18 protein-coding genes are annotated in these 19,804 nt (G+C 48.2%); 10 read left to right on the top strand and 8 right to left on the bottom strand.

Features of this window, described 5'->3' with window-relative positions:
• Positions 1–84: 84 nt before the first annotated feature.
• Positions 85–765: an HAD family hydrolase gene (locus F1593_RS20650; RefSeq protein ID WP_172632298.1), complete on the bottom strand. Its 681-nt coding sequence runs from the start codon at positions 763–765 to the stop codon at positions 85–87.
• A 293-nt stretch (positions 766–1,058) separates the two neighbouring features.
• On the opposite strand from F1593_RS20650, the gene F1593_RS20645 reads away from it, so the two are divergent.
• From F1593_RS20645 to F1593_RS20625, 5 genes are all read left to right on the top strand, one after another.
• Positions 1,059–2,405, top strand: coding sequence for a phenylacetate--CoA ligase family protein (locus F1593_RS20645; RefSeq protein WP_172632297.1), 1,347 nt, complete (start codon positions 1,059–1,061; stop codon positions 2,403–2,405).
• A 325-nt stretch (positions 2,406–2,730) separates the two neighbouring features.
• Positions 2,731–4,269 carry a MiaB/RimO family radical SAM methylthiotransferase gene (locus F1593_RS20640; RefSeq protein WP_149403459.1) on the top strand — a complete coding sequence of 513 codons (1,539 nt, stop codon included), beginning with the start codon at positions 2,731–2,733 and terminating at the stop codon, positions 4,267–4,269.
• A gap of 174 nt (positions 4,270–4,443) precedes the next feature.
• Complete coding sequence (locus F1593_RS20635) at positions 4,444–5,259, top strand: tetratricopeptide repeat protein (RefSeq protein WP_172632296.1); 816 nt, start codon at positions 4,444–4,446, stop codon at positions 5,257–5,259.
• 302 nt (positions 5,260–5,561) lie between these two features.
• Complete coding sequence (locus F1593_RS20630; RefSeq protein WP_149403457.1) at positions 5,562–5,795, top strand: hypothetical protein; 234 nt, start codon at positions 5,562–5,564, stop codon at positions 5,793–5,795.
• Between the two features lie 40 nt (positions 5,796–5,835).
• Positions 5,836–7,458, top strand: coding sequence for a helix-turn-helix domain-containing protein (locus F1593_RS20625; protein WP_172632295.1), 1,623 nt, complete (start codon positions 5,836–5,838; stop codon positions 7,456–7,458).
• 31 nt (positions 7,459–7,489) lie between these two features.
• Here the strand turns inward: F1593_RS20625 and F1593_RS20620 are convergent, their stop codons facing one another.
• The gene (locus F1593_RS20620) at positions 7,490–8,563 is read right to left on the bottom strand and encodes an L-threonylcarbamoyladenylate synthase (protein ID WP_172632294.1); all 1,074 of its coding nucleotides are present in this window, start codon (positions 8,561–8,563) and stop codon (positions 7,490–7,492) included.
• Positions 8,564–8,767: 204 nt separating this feature from the next.
• Between F1593_RS20620 and F1593_RS20615 the strand changes: the two genes are divergently transcribed.
• Positions 8,768–9,208 (top strand): GNAT family N-acetyltransferase, encoded by a 441-nt coding sequence (locus tag F1593_RS20615; RefSeq protein WP_149403454.1) that lies wholly within the window; start codon positions 8,768–8,770, stop codon positions 9,206–9,208.
• A 340-nt stretch (positions 9,209–9,548) separates the two neighbouring features.
• Positions 9,549–10,751 carry a cytochrome P450 gene (locus F1593_RS20610; protein WP_149403453.1) on the top strand — a complete coding sequence of 401 codons (1,203 nt, stop codon included), beginning with the start codon at positions 9,549–9,551 and terminating at the stop codon, positions 10,749–10,751.
• Positions 10,752–10,779: 28 nt separating this feature from the next.
• Here F1593_RS20610 and F1593_RS20605 read toward each other — a convergent pair whose 3' ends face one another.
• The 4 genes from F1593_RS20605 to F1593_RS20590 all read right to left on the bottom strand — a co-directional run bounded on the left by F1593_RS20605 (position 10,780) and on the right by F1593_RS20590 (position 14,401).
• Positions 10,780–12,009: a sugar ABC transporter permease gene (locus tag F1593_RS20605; RefSeq protein WP_149403452.1), complete on the bottom strand. Its 1,230-nt coding sequence runs from the start codon at positions 12,007–12,009 to the stop codon at positions 10,780–10,782.
• On the bottom strand, positions 12,006–12,830 hold the full coding sequence (locus F1593_RS20600) for an ATP-binding cassette domain-containing protein (protein WP_149403451.1): 825 nt from the start codon (positions 12,828–12,830) through the stop codon (positions 12,006–12,008). Before F1593_RS20600 ends, F1593_RS20605 begins: the two co-directional genes overlap by 4 nt.
• 86 nt (positions 12,831–12,916) lie before the next feature.
• Positions 12,917–14,059 (bottom strand): sugar ABC transporter substrate-binding protein, encoded by a 1,143-nt coding sequence (locus F1593_RS20595; RefSeq protein ID WP_149403450.1) that lies wholly within the window; start codon positions 14,057–14,059, stop codon positions 12,917–12,919.
• A 153-nt stretch (positions 14,060–14,212) separates the two neighbouring features.
• A complete protein-coding gene (locus F1593_RS20590; protein ID WP_149403449.1) occupies positions 14,213–14,401 on the bottom strand; it encodes a hypothetical protein in 189 nt (62 codons plus the stop codon).
• On the opposite strand from F1593_RS20590, the gene F1593_RS20585 reads away from it, so the two are divergent.
• Positions 14,396–14,680, top strand: coding sequence for a hypothetical protein (locus tag F1593_RS20585; protein ID WP_149403448.1), 285 nt, complete (start codon positions 14,396–14,398; stop codon positions 14,678–14,680). The two genes, F1593_RS20590 and F1593_RS20585, sit on opposite strands and share 6 nt — an antisense overlap.
• 70 nt (positions 14,681–14,750) lie before the next feature.
• The gene (locus F1593_RS20580) at positions 14,751–16,016 is read left to right on the top strand and encodes a gamma-glutamylcyclotransferase family protein (RefSeq protein ID WP_149403447.1); all 1,266 of its coding nucleotides are present in this window, start codon (positions 14,751–14,753) and stop codon (positions 16,014–16,016) included.
• A gap of 298 nt (positions 16,017–16,314) precedes the next feature.
• Here F1593_RS20580 and F1593_RS20575 read toward each other — a convergent pair whose 3' ends face one another.
• Positions 16,315–17,604: a general stress protein gene (locus F1593_RS20575; RefSeq protein WP_149403446.1), complete on the bottom strand. Its 1,290-nt coding sequence runs from the start codon at positions 17,602–17,604 to the stop codon at positions 16,315–16,317.
• A gap of 234 nt (positions 17,605–17,838) precedes the next feature.
• Here F1593_RS20575 and F1593_RS20570 point away from each other — a divergent pair, with 234 nt between their 5' ends.
• Complete coding sequence (locus F1593_RS20570) at positions 17,839–18,507, top strand: phosphoribosylanthranilate isomerase (protein WP_149403445.1); 669 nt, start codon at positions 17,839–17,841, stop codon at positions 18,505–18,507.
• An 80-nt stretch (positions 18,508–18,587) separates the two neighbouring features.
• Here the strand turns inward: F1593_RS20570 and lipP1 are convergent, their stop codons facing one another.
• Entirely contained in the window at positions 18,588–19,538 is a 951-nt protein-coding gene (gene lipP1, locus F1593_RS20565; RefSeq protein ID WP_149403444.1) for a LipP1 family hormone-sensitive lipase, read from the bottom strand.
• Positions 19,539–19,804 lie beyond the last annotated feature (266 nt).

Genomic DNA, 19,804 nt, shown 5'->3' with positions numbered 1-19,804 from the left:
ATATGTTAAGGTACATCCAAGCCATTTCTCGCTTTCATAGGTGCGTAATGATTTTCCTATTTTAGCAAGATATGGCTCCTTTTTTTACTCTTTCGGGACTTTCGGGTACACCAAAAAGCCCTGGCGGATTGTTGCTACTTTTACCTCTGCCAGACTTTTTACGACCAGATTGGCGGCGCGTAAGCCGGGTAGATCGCGCTCACCCGCGACGGCAAGGCAAAACATGCCTCCTGCTTTTGCTGCCTGCACTCCCGCCACTGCATCTTCGATGACCAGACTGTGGGCCGGTTCAACACCCAGTTCTGTCGCCGCTTTTAGAAAAACGTCGGGAGCGGGTTTGCCATGAGGAACCGTCTCTCCCGAGACTAAAACGTCCAGATACTGTTCCAGTCCCAGCGCCGCACTCACTGCTTCGATATTCTTCCCTGGTGCTGAGGATGCTAATGCTTGTTTATAGCCAGCCTCTTTCAATGCGGAAAGCAATTCAAGCGCGCCGGGTAGGGCGGTGGCAGCAATATGAATAAACTCGCGGTAATAGACTTCCTTTTTATCAGCGAGTTCTTGAATGCGTTTCTTGTCAGTCACGCCCCAGATTAAAGGAATAATGGCATCATTACGCATGCCAAAGGTCGCATCAAACTGTTGATCGCTGAACGGGAGACCTTCCTCCGCTGCTACGCGATACCATGAGCGTTTATGTTCTTCTCCACTATCGATGATCACGCCATCCAGATCCCAGATGACTGCATGGATGTAATCAGTCATACGAAACATACTCCTCTGCGTTGTTTGTGCAGCCCCCTTACTTCTGACGAGCTACATAGACGCGTGCGGGTCAGCATGATAGAATGGAGCGAAGCCAACGCTTTTGAATCAATATATCTATTCTGATGAAATGGCGCCTATCTTAAAGAGATGCAGACGCCGAAATATTTCTATGTTGATACTATCATATTCCCGCGCGTTGTATGTAGTTTACCTGGTTGCCTCATCATGGGATGCTGGTACCGAGTGACCTGGCGGCTTGTTGGGATGAGATATGGATTGGAGGATACTCTGTGATAAGTCATCGCAAGTTCTTCAATGAAGAGATGGAGACGCTGCCAAAAGAGAAGTTGCAGGCTTTGCAATTAGAGCGTCTGCAAGCGGTTGTGGAACGGGCTTATACGCAAAATCAGTTTTATCGTAGTCTCTATGATGAAGCAGGCGTGAAACCCTCAGATATTCAATCGCTCGATGATATTCGTAAGCTCCCTTTCCTTGAGAAGAAGACCGTGCGGGCAGCCTATCCCTATGGGACTGCTATGCATACTCCCGGCGGTGAAGGGGGGGCGTTACAGCTCCATGCAACCAGTGGTACCACTGGTAAGAGTGTGCCTGTGTTCGCGACGAAGAAGGATATTCAAAATTGGGCTGAGCTCAATGCTCGCGAATTGTGGATGGTTGGTTTGCGCCCTGGCGATGTGATGATGAATTGCTACGGCTATGGCTTGCCCACCGGCGGTTTCGGCTTTCACTATGGGGCTATGGCGATGGATGTGATGTCCATTCCTATGGGATCAGATGCGCGGCAGTATGAGCGCATGTTTGATTTCATCAATGATTTTGGCGTGAAAGCTTTTTGTATGACACCATCCGTTGGCCTCTATGTTGGCAATAAAGCCGCTGAGATCGGGATGGACTTCCGTGATACTAAATTGAAGATTGGTCTCTTTGGAGCCGAGCCCTGGCCGTGGGAGACGCGTTTGAAGATTGAGAAGCTCTTCAATATCACCGCCTTTGATGAGTTTGGTATGACCGAGTTCCTTGGTCCTGGGATGACGTGCGAGTGCGAAGAGCGCAATGGGATGCACGCCTGGGCGGATAATTTCCTGGTTGAGTGTATTAATCCAGAGACGGGCGAGCCGGTGCCCGAGGGGCAGGATGGTGAATTGGTCTGGACCTGGCTTACAGGTGATGGTACTGCGATGATTCGCTATCGGAGCCGCGATCTTTCACGCCTCTGGTGGGATGAGCGCTGTGCCTGCGGTCGGACACATCCTAAAATTGCTTCCATTAAGGGGCGCAGTGATGATGCTGTTTCGATCCGCGGCTTGATCGTGTTTCCTAGCCAGATTGAGGCTGCTCTGGTACAATTTCCGGAGACCGCTGCCAATTTCCGCATTATTGTTGATCGCAAAAATGATCTTGATACTTTTGCTTTGAAAGTTGAGATTAATGATGCTACGGTTCTGGCTGATACTGAGCGTGTGAAAACATTACAGGCACATATGGCAGCAGCAGTAAAATCTATTACAGGCAACACTCCGAAAGTTGAGCTTGTGGCGCAGGATAGTTTACCGCGTGCAACTGGTGGAGAATCTAAGACTGCCAGTGCCCGTGTCGAGGATTTACGGCGTAAATAAGGCTATCTGGCTAAGTGGGAAAGAGCTGATATCTCTATTATCACTGCTCTCTCCCCCTTTTTCTATACTGCTGCTCGTTGTATACTAGAGTGTATATAGGTGGTTACACGCTCCTGGTCCATGAAAAAGGGCGATTACACGTTGTCTGGATACAGTATGAGGCTATTTTGTTGGCCTAATTGGTGAAAAATCAGGGGTATTGATGGTGACAGGCAACGCTGCATGGTGTATAATACCCTGCATCTTAGAATAAGGACGAGTAGGTGAGAGACATCCCATATTATGCTACCGCGCAAGCTATAGATGCTCTAGAAGAGGCTATGCAATGACGACAACGAGTATTCCACGGGGAAAATATCATATTTGGACTGTAGGCTGTCAGATGAATCTGGCTGACTCTCAGCGCATTCAGACTATGCTTGACGAATTGGGATGGGAAGAAGCAAGCATGGAGCAGGCCAATCTGGTGGTTCTGAATACCTGCAGTGTGCGCCAGGCTCCTGAAGAGAAGGCTCACAATTTACTTGCTCAGCTCAGGCGTGCCAAGGATCAACGGGATGATCTGCTGGTTGCTTTGATGGGATGTATGATTGGCAATCAAAAGACCATCGATACACTCGGCAAACGCTATCCACATATTGATCTGTTTATGAAAGTTGAGCAGGCGGATATTCTTCCGCAATTTCTCGAAGAGCGCTGGACTCCTATTTCTGGGGCTGGTTGTCTGGATATCGACTTCTTGCCTGAAAGTAGCGCGCATGAAGTTGAGTTTGAAACAGCGTTTGATGCCATGGTAGCAACGCCTACCCCATTGATCCAGCCTACTTTTGCGACCTCAACCAATCGCATTGGGAAACGTACTGTCCTCCCGATGGCTATTACACCAAAGCCAGGAGATAGGATTGCCCATTATCCTACCAAAATTGAGCCCGCTCAGGCTAGCCCTTCGGCCTGGTTGCCGATTGTGCTTGGTTGTAATAAGGTCTGTACCTATTGTATAGTTCCTTATCGACGTGGCCGTGAGCGTAGCCGTCCAATGGATGAGCTGATGATCGAGGCTCGTTCTCTGGTGGCTAAAGGTGCCAAAGAGTTGACTCTGCTGGGCCAGACTGTAGAAGCCTATGGTTTGGATTTACCCGATACCCCTGATCTGGCGGATTTAATGACCAACCTGAGTGAGATTAATGGTTTATCTCGTATACGCTTTATGACCTCTTATCCTCGCCATATGACGGATAGTATGATTGAACGTATGGCTCACCTGCCAAAAGTATGTGAGCACTTGAATATTCCAGTCCAATCAGGTGATAATGATATGCTTAAGCGTATGAAGCGTGGCTACTCTCTTGAAGAGTATGTTGAGCGTATTGAGCGCGTGCGTGAGCTCTGGCCTGATATCACGTTATCAACTGATATTATCGTCGGTTTTTGCGGTGAAACTGAAGCTGAGTTTCAGCATACGTTGGATTTGTTAGAGAAGATCCGTTTTGATGTAGTGCATGTCGCTGCATACTCAGTTCGTCCGGGAACGGTCGCTGCACGCTGGGAGGACGATGTCCCTCTGGCAGAGAAGAAGCGCCGTTTGCACGCGGTTGAAGAGGTACAAGCCAGAATTGCGCTTGAACTGAATCAGTCTTATGTAGGGAAGGTGGAGGAAGTAATGGTTGAGGATATCAATGTATCTCGCGGACACAGACAACTGAAAGGGCGTAATCGCGCCAATAAGCTTGTTTTCTGTCCAGAGCCGGATACGTCCGTGAGTCAGAAGGTCTTTCAACCTGGTGACTTTGTGCAGGTGCGTATCGAACGGGCGACAGCCTGGTCATTACAAAGTGACACGGTTGCGGTAGAGATGGCGCTATAAATTTTATTCCCTCGACCGTTTATATATGCATACATTAATCCGCTCAGAACGAGGAGATGTTTGCATAAGGGTGGTCAGTGTACGAAAGCGATAGACCTGTTTCTCATCGCATTATATATGCAGCAAACAAAACAACACAACACAACATATCCCACGAAGTTGGAGGAGGCTTTGATGACGCAAACACTGTCAGCTGAGGAAAAGTTAAGTTTAAAGAAACAGTGGACAGATTTAGCCATTAAACAGGCGCAAGAAGGGCAATGGGGGGAAGCAGCTTCAACCAATAAGAGCATTCTGAATATCTTTCCTCAGGAGCCAGACGCTTATAACCGCCTGGGAAAAGCATATAGTGAATTGGGTCAGTATTCAGAAGCTCGGCAGGCTTATTCGCAAACCTTGAAATACAACCCATCGAACACGATTGCGAAGAAGAACCTGGAGCGTCTGCAAACCTTGCAAGACTCGGCAGGCCCCGGCACCGTGGGCGTTGAGCGCATTGATCCCCGACTCTTTATTGAAGAGACCGGGAAGACTGGTTTTACTGAATTGATCAATCTGGGCTCTATTAACGTGCTGGCGCGTCTTGGCGTTGGTGATCGGATCAATCTCGTTGTTGATGGTCATCGATTACTGGCGAAGAATTCAGGCCAGGAAATCATCGGACAGGTTGAGCCTCGTCTGGCGAGCCGTTTGATCGGCTATATTAACGAAGGCAATCGTTATGTGGCAGGTATCCTGGCTCTTGATTTGGGGCTTGTTCGACTTATCATTCGCGAAGAATATCAGCATCCTAAACTCTTCGGTACGGTTAGCTTCCCCTCCCAGGGCAGCGGTGAGACTGTTCGTGCCTACATCAAAGATTCTATCTTGCGTCATGATCGTGAAGATGATGATGAGTTAGGCAGCGATGATGAGTATTATGATGGTGGTGATGATGCGGAAGAGCTGAACGAGTTTGAATTTGAAGGCGGCAACGATATCGAAGAGTAACCTTTTCCCGGTCAGGTACCCCACGCAGTCATGCGGGGGCTTGGAGTTGGGGTGATTTCTGCCCGACTGCTTCAAGCCTGAACCTGACCAGACCCAGCCAGGGCCGTAAGGCTAGCGGGCTACGATATCGGCAGTGTTTCAGAACGTATCAATGGGTGTTTGCCAGCCTATTGCTCTATAACTCTTGCGTTAACCAGTGAGCTGGGGTTCTACACCATGCGTAAGGGGTGTGCAGACCGATATCTTCGTCGAGGCAACCATTATTTTGTGCGGAAAAGGGTGCCAGCCATCTCTGGCAAGGAGTGGAAACCGCATTTTTGCACTCCTGCCCGCAAGGGAAATTTGGTTTATATAAAGGAAAAAGAAAGGAACGCGCTTTCTTCTCATGCGTGTATGCAGGGGTATCTGCGCGATTGAAAAAGATGAATAAAGCTAAAAAAGTTGCCTGGCACAAACATTTAAACAAGGCCAGAAAATTAAAAGAAAAAGAGCAGGCTCAAAAGGCGGGCGCTACTGCAGCAACAGCCCGTCATTAAGTCGTAGACTCATAGTTTTTGCGTGTGAGTAATGAGCAGTTTGTCACCATCGCAATCACAATCTTCGGCTTCAGTCCGAAACATTTTAGCTCTGCTTGCCTCACGTGACGCACAATTAGTGGCCGGTGGGGATGGTTTAGAGCGTCGAGTGACGTGGGCGTGTCGTATGCGCTCGCGTCTCCCGGCGTTTGAAAGCGTTCAGGGCGGTGAGCTCGCATTATTGACGCTCACCCAACTCCGACGTCTGGATGAAACCCTTCCTCATCTGCTAAAAAGTCTCTACCAGGCAGGTGTGGCCGTCGTGGCTGTTTCCGCTGCCTCGTTAGATGCGCTGAGTGCGGAAGCGCGAGATTTCGCAGACCAGATGCATTTACCACTCATTTTACTTCCTCTGCACGCGCAGCTCGAAGAAATTGAGCGTGAGGTCATCACGTTCGTTGTCAGCTTTCGTGGCGAAATTGAACGCAAGGCGACAGAGATTGCCAGCCAGTTGATGCAGCTAAGCTATCAGGGGGCTGGTATACAAGGCGTTAGTGAGTATCTTGCGACGAATCGTGGTAAATGGGTCGTCATACAAGATGCTGATCAGCATGTCCGTTTTCAAGCAGCCCCTGCTGGTATGGCTCCCTTGCTGCTATCCAGTCCCCTGACCGATGATCAGTTACGTCTCCAGGGTCTGGCTCGCGTCGTCGAACCCATCCCAGGCAGCAGGCATGAGATTGCAGGTTATCTTTCCCTGGTTGGCAGTGAGAGCGATTTTGACTATTTAGAACGGATCATCCTCAGTCAGGCTACGCCAATCATTGCTATTGAGTTTGCACATGAGCGTGATCGCACCGAGGTTGAGAGTCGTTATCAATACGAAGCCTTTACTGATGTCATTCAGGGACATTATCAACAACCCGAAGAGATGATGGCCCGAGCACGCCTACTCGGTTATGATCTCACGACGCCGCAGGCTGTGGTATTATTTGAGATTTCTCCCAATGAGCACGATTTTTCTTCTAACAACGCTTATGCTCAATGGAGCAGGCGTATCCGTGAGGAATTGTTGCGTGAGTGGTCGGCTTGCTGGGTCCAAAATGATGCACGCCGCGTCATAGCGCTTATTCCTTTAGCTCCTTTTGATAGTCAGCCCGAAACTGAACGGGAACATGAGACAGCCCTCTATTCACGTTTAGAGCGTGTTGTTTCGCGTATTTCCTCCCAGAAGAGCAATGGCTCCACCCGCGCAATTTATTCGTGTGGAATGGGTCGCATTTCTAAGAATTTGCAGGGGATTCCGCTCTCGTTTCGTGAGGCGCAGCAAGCACTCGAAATTGGACGTCGCTTATTTGGTGAGGGCAATCTTCATTCTTTTGCGCGTCTGGGGATTTATCGCTTGCTCTTCCACCTCAATGGACACAGTGAGTTGGATGATTTCTACTATGAAACGTTAGGGCCTTTATTGAATCACGATAGTACCTACGTTGATACCCTGGAAGGCTTCTTCCGCAGTAACTGTAATCTAAGTGAGATGGCGAGAACGATGCATTTCCATCGCAATTCGCTGCTCTATCGCTTAAATCGCATTGAATCTTTATTAGGCCGTTCTCTGGAAGATCCTGAACTACGACTGGCATTGCAAATCGCACTGAAAATCCACCATCTGAAAAAGCACTAGGCCACTTGCCTGGATAGGTGATAGCATATGACTAGTCGAGCTTTTTAATCTTTCCCCCGGTAGCTTTAAGTAAGCGATCATGCACTGCCAGGCCTAATCCCTGAGCATCAAAGCTTCGGCAGAGGATTGTTTGTACTCCTGCAGCTTCCAGGGTGCGCAGACCTGCAAAGAGGCGGGTGGCTATTTGCTCTGGTGTATTCCCAAGGCTATAGACAATTGCATTACTATCCTGAAAGGCTACCAGATCATCATCCGCGATCAGTATTCCTACCAACTCGCCTTCTTGCTGGCGCTGTTGTATTTCCTCAAGCATTGCTATCCTCATCGCCTCAGGAGAGCCATCAAACAGGTATGCCGGCACCTGCGGTGCATAATGGATTAACATCTGACCCGGGGCTGCCTGTGCTATCTCCTGTTCGGTATTGATTGAGCGGGGCGATGGAGGTTGTACCTGTGGAATAATAGCTCGCAATGCTTCCAGGCTGATTCCTCCCGGTCGCAAAATGGTTGGCACCTCAGAACAGAGATTTAGAACTGTTGATTCGACGCCGACTGTACAGGGTCCGCCATCCAGAATGAGAGGCACACGACCGTTGAGATCATCATAGACATGTTGTGCTGTGGTAGGACTGACATGCATAAAGCGGTTTGCGCTTGGAGCGGCAACCGGTATCCCTGCTGCGCGGATTAACGTTCGTGCGATTGGATGATTGGGCATGCGTATGGCAACGTTTGGGAGTCCTGACGTAATCAGTCCGGGGATCTTTGCACTGGCTGGCAAAATCATCGTCAATGGACCGGGCCAGAAAGCTTGTGCCAGCCGCCAGGCGTTCTCCGGCACACTTGTTACCAGAGCTTCTAATGCTGATATATCTGCAATATGTACAATTAATGGATCGCTAAAGGGGCGTGCCTTGGCGCGAAAGATCTGTTCCGCCGCCTGTGGGTCCAATGCATTTGCGCCTAATCCATAGACGGTCTCAGTCGGGAAGACAACCAGTTCTCCATGGCGTAGCATCTCAGCTGCCTGCTCAATCTGATCTTTATCGCGTGTCTCTACTGTTTGTGCATCAATCTTTATCAGTCGTGTTTCTATCTTTTGCATGGATCTCATGGTCTTCCTGTGAATGGCTATGTTCAGCGTTCAGCTACAATAATCTTTCTGCTCCAGCTATTTGCTAGAGTATAGCATGTCCCACCCAGCCGTCACAATCCATCCTCTCAAATTTTTATCTTCTGCCGTCTGGACTTTTTTGCGCTTCCCCTTTACTATAGAGCAAGCACACTTATATTTAGGAGGAATTGACCTATGCAGCAGGAATGGCAGCAAGGAGATTATCTTATCAGTACCGATAAGGCTAAATTAGACATTGATACAATCCACGGTTTTTTAACGACAGTTTATTGGTCACCAGGCATCCCACGAGCCACCGTTGAGCGAGCACTAGAGCATTCACTCTCATTTGGTGTTTATCGTGGGGCGCAGCAAGTTGGTCTGGCACGTGTGATTACTGATTACACGACCTTTGCCTATATTGCAGATGTGTTTATTCTGGAAGCATTTCGGGGTCAAGGCTTGAGCAAGTGGCTTATGGAAGTAGTGGCTGCCCATCCTGATCTGCAGGGTCTACGGCGCTGGGTATTAGCGACCCGAGATGCACATGAGCTCTACAAGAAGACAGGTTTCTCTCCCTTGCAGATGCCAGATCGTTTTATGGAAAAACTTGATACTGATATTTATACTCGCTAAATGAAATAGTGGTAGCGCTTGTTCTAGCCCTTTTCTGATAGTTATCTGTCGGACTCGATTCAGGGCTATTTAATTTTCGGAAAAAAGCGGGGTTGTTAGGGGCGGCAGACCTTGACCGGAGCGCGATGGCAGGCATGCCGGGGGCATGACAGTCCTCGCTCCTCTCTTCCGTTCCCCCGCCTGCGGCGGGAAAAGGGAAAATTAAATAGTCCTGGACTCGATTAATAAAGTTGTTCTTCTGCACAATTTTGCGTTATGATGATATGTATTGGTATCATCTGAAATATTGGTGATACGTTACCCAGGGTGGATATGTACGTGATGGAAAGGGCGAGCGAGTATGAATCCACGCAGTTTATTGAATCAGTTACTCTATCCCTATGAAGCTTTTACAGCGTTACGTGAGACATATGGTCCTGTTTCTTATAATCAAGATGGTAAGTTCTGGGAAGTGTTTGGCTATGATAATGTGCTCATGTTAACATCTGATCCAGAAACGTTTTCCTCGGATGGTTCACCGTTTGTCGAACGAGCGGAGTCCTGGGAAGAGGATAAAACTATTCTCAATCTTGATCCTCCACGCCATCGTCAGCTACGTTCCCTTGTGACTCAGGCCTTTACTCCACGCGCCCTGGCTCGCATGACCGCACGTATTGCTGCGATCACCAATGATCTTCTTGATCAGACCATCCAGCGTGGTGAGATGGATCTGATTGCCGACTTTTCCTATCCTTTGCCAGTGATTGTCATCTCTGAAATGCTTGGCGTACCATCTGAAGATCGCGCTCGTTTCAAAAAATGGTCCGATGACATGGTGATAAGCGAGTATGAGGATGTGACGCGTGATAATCTCGCAGCATATAATGCACGCATGCAGGCAGTTGTGCGCCGTACTCTGGATGAACTCTATGACTACTTTCGCGTTATCCTTGCGCAGCGGCGTGTGCTGCCTCGGGTCGACCTTATCAGCGATCTCCTGGCGGCACAAATAGACGGCCAATCCCTCACCGAGCAAGAAATCCTCTCGTTTTGCGCTCTCTTGCTCATAGCTGGGAATATCACTACCACTAATCTGATTGGCAACACGATGTTATGCTTTGATGAAAATCCGGATACCCTTGAGCGCATACAGGCACAGCCAGACCTGCTACCGCAGGCAATTGAGGAGATACTGCGCTATCGAGCGCCAGCCATACTTATTGGACGTTATACCACTCGCAACGTTACTATTAATGAGCACATTATCCCACGTGGACAAATGATTATCGGCTGGACTGCCAGTGCCAACTTTGATCCAGAACAATTTCCGCAACCGGAACGCTTCGATATCGAGCGCACTCCCAATCGTCACCTCGCTTTTGGACATGGTATTCATTTTTGCCTGGGAGCACCCCTGGCTAGACTAGAGGCTAAAATCGCCCTGGAAATCCTCTTAGAGCGCACTCAACACTTGCGTCGTAACCATAACCAGCCCATAGAAACCGTACACAGTACCTTTATTCTTGGTCCCAGGCGTCTCCCTGTCGTCTTTACAGGTCGTTAGCCCGGGGCCAGGATGGAATTTTGTAGCGTCAGCGGCCAGTACGTGTCTGTGCCCGGCGAATGAGCGCATCGCTGGTAACAGCGAGTAAGAGGACGGCTCCTTCGATCATCTGTTTGATTTCGACAGGCTGATTATTGAGATCTAGTCCATTTCCCAGGCTACCGATAATTAAAGCACCGAGCACAATGGACCAGACAGAGCCACGCCCTCCAAACAGGCTGACGCCACCGATCACTGCTGCGGCAATTGCTTGCAATAGCAAAGTTGGATTAATCTGACTGGCGACTGCACTGGCGCGTGACGTTGCCAGTATGCCCGCAATGGCGGCCAGGGTTGAGCAGAGGGTGAAGATGGTGATACGAATGCCTACCACATGAATACCAGCACGTCTGGCAGCCTCTGTATTGCCACCTACGGCATAGACATGGCGACCATATGGTGTCTTTGTGAGCAAGAGCCAGCAGAGTAAAATCAGTGATGCTAGAATCAACAGTGCCTGTGGCACTCCAAGATAAGCGTGGAAAAGTACAAGTGCGGCTATTACAATCAGAACTGGAGTACCAATCGTTGCAGCCATGCGGAGTGATGAAGATGGTGTTAAATGCATCTTGCGCCGTTGGTAGTTTGTAGAGAGTGTTCCTGCAATGTAGAGCGTCAATACAAGGACGGGCAGTCCTATTCCTACCAGTGACCCTGTTTGATAGTTATTGGCGAGGCCAATGATGAAGTCATTATTGATGATTAATGTGGCCTGCCCTTGTAAAAGATAGATTAACAGTCCCGAGTAGCTAATTGAGGCGGCGAGCGTGACAATGAAAGATGGTACACGCAAGTAAGCGATAAAGAAGCCATTAATAAAACCAATCATCGCTCCCGTTGCGATTGCTGCGGAAATAGCAATCCACGCCGGATAACCCAGGCGCTCGGAGAGCATTCCCATGACGACAGAGCAGAGCGTGGCGACTGCCGCGACCGAGAGATCAATCTCTCCCAATAACAGCACCAGGACTACACCTAATCCCAGGGTGCCGATAGTTGTAATCTGCAATATCAATTGTGTCAGGTTGCGAGGCGTCAAAAACAGGCCGTGCGTCGTGATCTGGAAAAAGACGGCAATGATAATCAGCGTGAACAGTACTGGTAGAAAGCCCAGATTGTTACGTAGCAACTGTCCCAGTGATTGTTTGGAATAACAGGAAGGGGTCTCTACTCCATTGCTGCCAGCGGTCACCTGTGTGTTCTGATTAACGATACTCATGAGTGTTGTCCTCCTGCTCGCTCTTCACTGGATGTGATCGAAATCTCGCCAAATTCGGCACCGGTAATGGCAGCAACAACCCGTTCGGGTGTTGTCGTGTTCACTTCAAAGGCCCCCACACATTGTCCCAGACGGAGTACAATCACTCGATCCACTACGGCAAAGACATCCGCGAGATTATGCGAGATAATGACGACGGCCAACCCTTGTTCGCGCAGGCGTTGGATCAAGTTCAGCACCTGACGTGTTTGTGCAACGCCAAGGGCCGCTGTGGGCTCATCGAGTAACACAATTTTTGCGTTCCGGAGAATCGTTTTAGCTACGGCAATGCATTGTCGTTGTCCTCCTGATAACGTCGAGACCTGTGCATTAATCGATGGAATCTTCACATCCAGGACGCGCAGTACTTCCAGGGTACGGTGTTCCATTTTGAGCCTGTGCAGGGTGTGGAATGCCGTACGTGTCTCGCGACCCAAAAAGAGATTAGAGATCACATCCAGATTATCGCAGAGTGCCAGATCCTGGTAGACTGTTTCAATCCCTAACTGTGTCGCCACCTGTGGTGTTGTGATCTTGACTACCTGACCAGCGATCCGTATCTCACCTTCGTCACAGGGGTCAACACCAGAAATGGTCTTAATAAGCGTTGACTTCCCGGCTCCATTGTCACCAACGATACCAACAACTTCGCCGGTATACACTTCAAAATCCACATTATGTAAAGCGCGTACGGCTCCAAAATTTTTGCCGATGCCTCGCATGCTTAGCAGCGGCATTTTACATGATCCCGGGGAAGGACTGGGTAAAACAGGTAAAGTCATAAGACATCTCCTGGCACAAAACGGAATTTCGTATAGCCTTATGGCGGGTAGCGAAAAAAGCACAGTATCCTCGATTCAAAGACTGATTAACAAATGCCTTGCGTATCGGTATTGGGCGGCAGATTTTGGCAGATTTGTTCCTTTGTCATATAGTGGTCATTCAGAATTGTGTTTTTGATCGTATCCTTTGTTACGATCACCGGTGTTTCTAGAATCGATGGAATTGCCGTGCCATCCTGAGTTTTGGTTGTATCGCCCTGTGTGAGAGTGGCTGTGTTACTATTCCGGCTGAGTGCGGCTACTAACTGTGCTGTTGCTGTGGCTTCTTGAGTGATAGCCTTATAGACTGTCATACTTTGATTGCCAGTCAAAATATTTTGGATGCCTGCCATGGTACTATCTTGACCGGTCACGAGAACTTTGCCATTGAGTTTTTGTGCACGTAGAGCTGCAATGGCTGCGTTAGCCAGCCCATCATTAGCAGCATAGACGAGTTGAATATTATTTTGATTGGCCGTCAGCGCCTGCTCCATTGCGGTTCGTGCTCGATCATTATTCCAATCCGGCACAAAAATGTCGTAGATTTTATTGATTTTATGTGCGATGATCAGCGGCTTCAACTTATTCATTGCTCCTTGATTGAACAGCAGGGCATTATTGTCGGTCTGAGAGCCATTTAACATGACCAGATTCGCCTGTCCTTGCTGCATGTAGTCTTGATAATGATCTGCAATATACTGTCCCTGTAACTCGCCGACGTGTTTGTTATCGAAAGATACATAACATTTGAGATGTTTGTTTTGGATCAAACGATCATAAGCAATCACCGGCACGTTCTGCTGGCTGGCATTTTTAACAATTGCGGATGCTTGGTCGCTATCGACCGCAGCCACTACCAGAATACAATCTCCTCGGGTCAAAGCTTGATCGGCTTGATTTTGTTGTGTCGTTGCATTTCCTTCTGCATTAACGATATCGACTTTTACCCCCGGCAAGGCATGTGTAATCGCTGAGTTCAGTAGTGGACGATCCTTTGCTTGCCAGCGATCTGAAGAGGCTGTATCTGGGAGTAGTACTCCGACTTGTTTACATCCGGTGGTATGATTTGCTGTATTTGATGATGACGTTGTTCTATTGCTTGTTCCGCATGCATTCAACACAATCATCACGAGGAGCAGACAGGTGACTCTGGTAAGGAATTGGGATTTGTGACCACATAGTATCTTCATCGTTGAATATGCCCTTTCTAGCCTACGTTTTCGCGTCTTTGCCGTATCGCTTTTACCTTGCCATATCTTCTGTATCGGATAATATCCAAAAAATCTGATGCTTGTACTTATCAAGGGGCCAGTTGATGTCAGGAATCTCCAGGCTTGCATAGCCTAAAAGCAGACCAGAGCCCTCAGGAGGACCTGGATAGTAGGTATCGAGAGAATAATGACATTGCGTTTCTGGCACAGGAGTGCGACGTGTGTGGCAGAGATTGAGGTTCCCAGTTCAAGATAGGCATGCAGACCAGCTTCCAGCCCGCGTAATTGAGCAAGATGTGCGATGGGAGCAAGCGTTTGCATGACGATGAGTCGTTTCTGCGCGTACCGTTGCCGCATCCGTCGAATATGACGATCCAGATGCCCCAGAGAGATGAAGTCGGCGAACATCTGCTGTTTGTCTGGTTCTCCCGCAGGCTCGATGATGCCCGCTCAGGATACTCATCCCCACATCCTCAGCGCGTGAGTGTGGCTCTACCCACCACGGTATTAAAGGCATCCCCTTCTTTCCGCTTTTTCATGCCTATTCTGAATAGTCACTACTATTTCATTATCCGGGATTTGCCTCTCGTTATGGTATAATATTCCTGAGTAAGAAGATCAATATTGTCAACATTGTTCGGAAACGATTGTGGAGTATTGATTCTACTGAATGTCTGCTGATGCTCTCCACAAGCTGAATGTATTTTCCAATCCATGGCTTGAATCAGCAAACTTGCGCAAGTTCCAGGTTATGCATCAAATAAAACAGGCTTTGTTGCTGCCAGAGGGTAAAAAAGCACAGGTGAGGTTTCTCATTTTGCTTTCAGGAGGAGATCGCACTGAAACCAGCTCAGGAACTTTATGTATCTATCGAATTAGAATGGAAAAGAAGTATATGAGGGAACTATCAACTGCTAAGGCTACTGAAATTACTTCAAGTGATAAGGACAACGTGGCCGATGGAGCTTCTGCTCTCACTCATGAGATATACAGTCCTGGCAAGTCGGAACTACGTAAAAAAGAGGAAAGACATGCTGATGAGCCTCCTTCCCCAGATTTAAAGGAGCAGACTGATCAGCAACAAAAGCTATTCAGGAAATCTTTGGAAACGCGTCTGAGGGATTTGTTTCAGGATAGCCAAAAAACAAACATTGCTCACGATGATTTAATGCTTCCCATTGAATATTTCCGCACGCGAGAGCGAGGGGGCGCAGACGTTGTACTCTATCCAGAATCTGAACTATATGAAAAACCGATAACCATCGAACTCAAGGCTGGCCAGGTTGCTATGTTTGGCTATGGGTCATTTCTCTCAAAGTTCAGTATGGAGAATACGCTGAAGGAAGCATACAAGGATGTTTGTGTCCCATGTAAGATTAACGGATGGCGTCGCACATTTGACATAGCTATGCCGAATCCGTCGCATGTGGGCTTTGCGGGAAAGTGGGAGGAAAATCAATCATTGCGCCAGGCTAGTTTTCTGGGTGACGGCGAGTTCATTCCAGATACCATCGCCTATTTCAACGTTCGTCCGTCAGAGAAAGACTCTGTGAACGGAATGCTCTATATTTTAAGTGATGAACAGCTCAAGGGTTTTGATGCACGCGAGTGGACCTACGATCGTGTAGATATTACCTCACTTCTCAGAGATCAAGGGGTTGAGTTGGTTGGTGGCAGTGCCTATATGTATGTAGGCAAAAAAGATTTTATCGAAGAAGACCTGAGCAATGTCTCTATCAGGAATGTGGGCTTGCGCCAAAGTTACCTGGATATTGCTAAATATGGTCTCGACCGCTTAGGTGCGAAGTTTGTGAATGACTTCATCAAAACAACCGATCCAGTCCCGGCTCACCTGCTCTTCTACGATTATAAACGCGGCGATGGATCTGGTTCTCTGAAGTATGAAGATCAGCTAAGAAGCACGAAGACCAGCTAATCGATATTCATCACATAAGATTGCCTGGCTTACATCGTCCACTGAGTCGTTTGCCTGCACTTTCCTTGTGACCGGGGCTGGATCAGGATACGCTGACCCCTTATCAAAGGAAGGTGGAACTGCATGTGTGTAAGTTGATGAAGCAATTCCATAACATGATCGAATAGAGGCGGAAGTAGAGATGGATAAACGCTAGCAAACGCAAAAAAAGGGAATCCTCATATGGTGAAGAGGATTCCCTTTTTTTGCGTTTGCTGACAGAATCTTTTACTGTGTGCCTGTCAAATTGGTTCCTATGTTACAGTTGATCCTTATCAAAGGAGTTGCGTTTCTCACGGTCGTAATCGGAGTCTGGATTACGTTCTGAGTCAAAACGCTCTACAGGGCGCTGTGACTGAGTTTTAGGATCATCAAACTGATTACGTTCAGCAGTAGTATCCTGGTTGTAGGTATTCATGGGACGGTTAGGATCTACATAGCCCTGTTGACCAGTCAGGTTAGGCTTGTTATAACCTTGCTGATTGGCATAAGGATCGTTGACATCCTGATTATAGGCATTGGTAGGGCGGTTAGGATCTACATAGCCCTGTTGACCAGCAGCGTTAGCATTGCTGTAATCCTGTTGGTTGGTATAGGTAGGATCGGTTGTGTTCTGGTTGTAGGCGTCAGGATCAGTATAGCCCTGCTGAACTGGCTGATTTTGCGTATTGTAGTCTTGCTGGTTGCTGTACGCAACATCATTGGCGTTTTGATTATACGTATTGGTCATGCGGTTGGGATCAGTGCTGCTTTGTGCGTTACGATAAGCAGAACTATTGACATCCTGGTTATAATCGTTTGTGGCGCGTGTAGGGTCGGAGAAGCCCTGACGATTGATGTCAGTAGGATCGTTTAATCCGCGCTTGCTGCGATTGGCATCTGAATATCCCTGCTGACTGCTGTACGTAGGATCATTGACATCCTGGTTGTAGGTAGTATCTGCACGATTGGTATCTGTATAGCCGGAGCTGGTCGTGTTGCGACTATTATTCTCTGCTGGCGTCGTAGGATACGTATTGGCGTTTGTTGATCCGCTAGCTGTGTAGCTACTCGCATCCTGCGGAACTCCTGCCGACTGGATGCCTGGCTGTACAGTGCTACGTTGTGGGTCCGACTGTGTATAGTCCGAGGTTGTATTTGTAGTTGCTGTATCCGCATACTTGGTAGCGGGATTGCGGTTCCATTGCCCATGATACCCATGAGCACCATTGCTGCGCAGGATCGCAAGGGCATTCTGACCCTGTTCATCGGATTGAACTGCAACAAGCGTCCGTCCAGCATCAAATTCTTGCGCGTAATAGTGGGCTTCTTCGTTAGAGAGACCCATAGCATTCAAGTCGTTTGCGACGTCCTGAGCAGTTTTATTATGTCCACCTGTAAACAGCTTTTTGATGCTCTCGATAAAATTGCCTCCAGTGGCTGAGGCATGGCTGCCGGAATAACTGATGCGGTCACTGGGGATACCTGCCTGATACAGCTCTTCAATGGCATGTTCGGCACTCCCTTGTTCATCAAAGACTCCGACGATGGGTGATCTGTTGATTGCCATAATAGTTCCTACCTTCCTTTGTGTATCTACTGTAGAGGAGGCTTATGTGAGGAGGCTTTATATTACTTCCTCAATCGGCCTTGACCTCTCATATTGTATTCGCAACACATTTTGAATTTTGTTCTTGCCGAATGAAAATCGCACTTACATTGTTTGTACGATGAAAATGACGAATAATGATACAATAAAACACAGCAATAGCTTGTTGACTGAGAAAGGAAATGCTTCTTTATCATGGAACCAACACGGAGACCTCGAATTAAAATTTGTTGTATCAGTAGTGTTGAGGAAGCTCAGATGGCGATTCGCCATGGGGCTTCGGCTTTGGGTTTGGTCTCGTCCATGCCCAGTGGACCGGGAATTATTTCTGAGGAGGAGATTGCGGCTATCGCAGAAACCATTCCTCCTCCCATTGCTTCGTTTCTTTTGACCAGCAGGCAGGATGTTCCATCAATTGTTGCCCAGCAACGCCATTCAAAGGTCAACACGCTTCAAATTTGTGATCGCTTGCTTGAGGGAATGTATCAGGATCTGCGTGAGGCACTTCCAGGTATTTCTCTAGTGCAGGTTATTCACGTTGTTGATCGAAGCTCGGTGGAGGAAGCATGCTTGATTGCTTCCTCTGTAGATGCATTGCTGCTGGATTCGGGAAACCAATCGTTGGCGATCAAAGAGTTAGGAGGCACAGGCCGCGTGCACGATTGGGAACTGAGCCGTATGATCCGTGAAGAGATCTCTATCCCACTTTTCCTGGCGGGCGGACTGACCCCGGCTAACGTGCAGACAGCAATTGACATGGTTGGCCCCTTCGGCCTGGATCTCTGTAGCAGCGTGCGTACAGCAGGGGCTCTGGATGAGCAAAAACTTGCTCACTTCTTTTCTCAATTACCCGTTTCAGCATAGTTAAAGTGCACTGGCATCAAGCGTTAAATCAGATATGTAGAGAGTTCCTTTGGCACCATACCTGATTTAACGCTTGATTATTATCTGCGTGTCGTCTGTGCGAATGCCTGACGGAGCGCCTGACAGACTTCAGCCTGAGCATCTCTTGCCTGTGAGAGGAGATTGGTCATCCTGAAGAAGCTATGGATCATCCCATCGTAGCGTGTCAGATGCGTGGGTACGCCAGATTCCTGAAGGCGTCTGGCATAAAGCTCACCTTCGTCACGTACAGGATCATATTCGGCTGTGATCACCAAAGTCGGGGGGAGCTGAGTCAATAGGGGTGAGCGTAGTGGAGAGGCATAAGGATGTTGTCCCTCGAGATCATTGGAGAGGTATTGTTGCCAGTGCCAGACTAATTCGTCGCGTGTCACATAATAGTCCTCGCCATAATCAAGATAGGATTGTTTAAACGGTCTGTAATAATCTATCAACGGATAGATCAGCACTTGATAGGCTAATTTGGGATTGCCTTTGTCCCTGATCATTAATGCAACCGCCGCAGCGAGGTTGCCGCCCGCGCTATCGCCAGCGATGGCAATGCGCGATGCATCTCCATTAAAGGAGCTGGCCTGATCTGCGATCCATTGAATGGTGTTATAGCCTTCTTTGATCGCAATCGGAAATTTGTATTCAGGGGATAGATGGTAATCAACTGCAATCACGATGCATGCTGCCTGATTGGCTAATGTCCGGCAGAGTGCATCATGCGTCTCCAGATTACCAAATACCCAGCCACCACCATGAAAATAGACCAGAATTGGTAGTGGTCCCTTTCCAGCAGGTGTATAGAGACGCACTGTAAATTCGCCTACTGGTCCTTGAAGGCTGAGGTTCTCTATTGCCTCGACCTGCTCAATTTCCCCTGCCTGTTGGACCGAGCTCAAATTCATTTGCTGACGAAGCTCGGGGAGAGATAAATCATAGGAAGAGGCATCTTCTGAGCTATCGAGATGTTCCAGGAGTTTTTCAACTTGCGGATCAAGCGGCATTGGCTCTATCTTTCTATGGTAATCAGCTTAAAAAACGACGTTGAGAAATATCTTGTTCTATCTTAAACATCCTGGACGCACAAAGCAAGTCTCTGATTTATTAATTTATCTCGTTTTTTGTCATGAGAAATAGGTGATCGTATCTTGCTTCTCTCTTCTTTTGTCGCCAGGCTGTTTTTGAGGAATGCGATCTTCAGATTGATTCATCAAATCACTGCACAATCGAAGGATCATCCATCTTTTAGTATATTCTAGCTATCCCTATT

Origin of the sequence: Dictyobacter arantiisoli (genome assembly GCF_008326305.1) — a bacterium.
GTDB lineage: Bacteria > Chloroflexota > Ktedonobacteria > Ktedonobacterales > Ktedonobacteraceae > Dictyobacter > Dictyobacter arantiisoli.
Note: the sequence above shows the minus strand (reverse complement) of the source record. Positions and strands in the feature narration are given on the sequence as shown.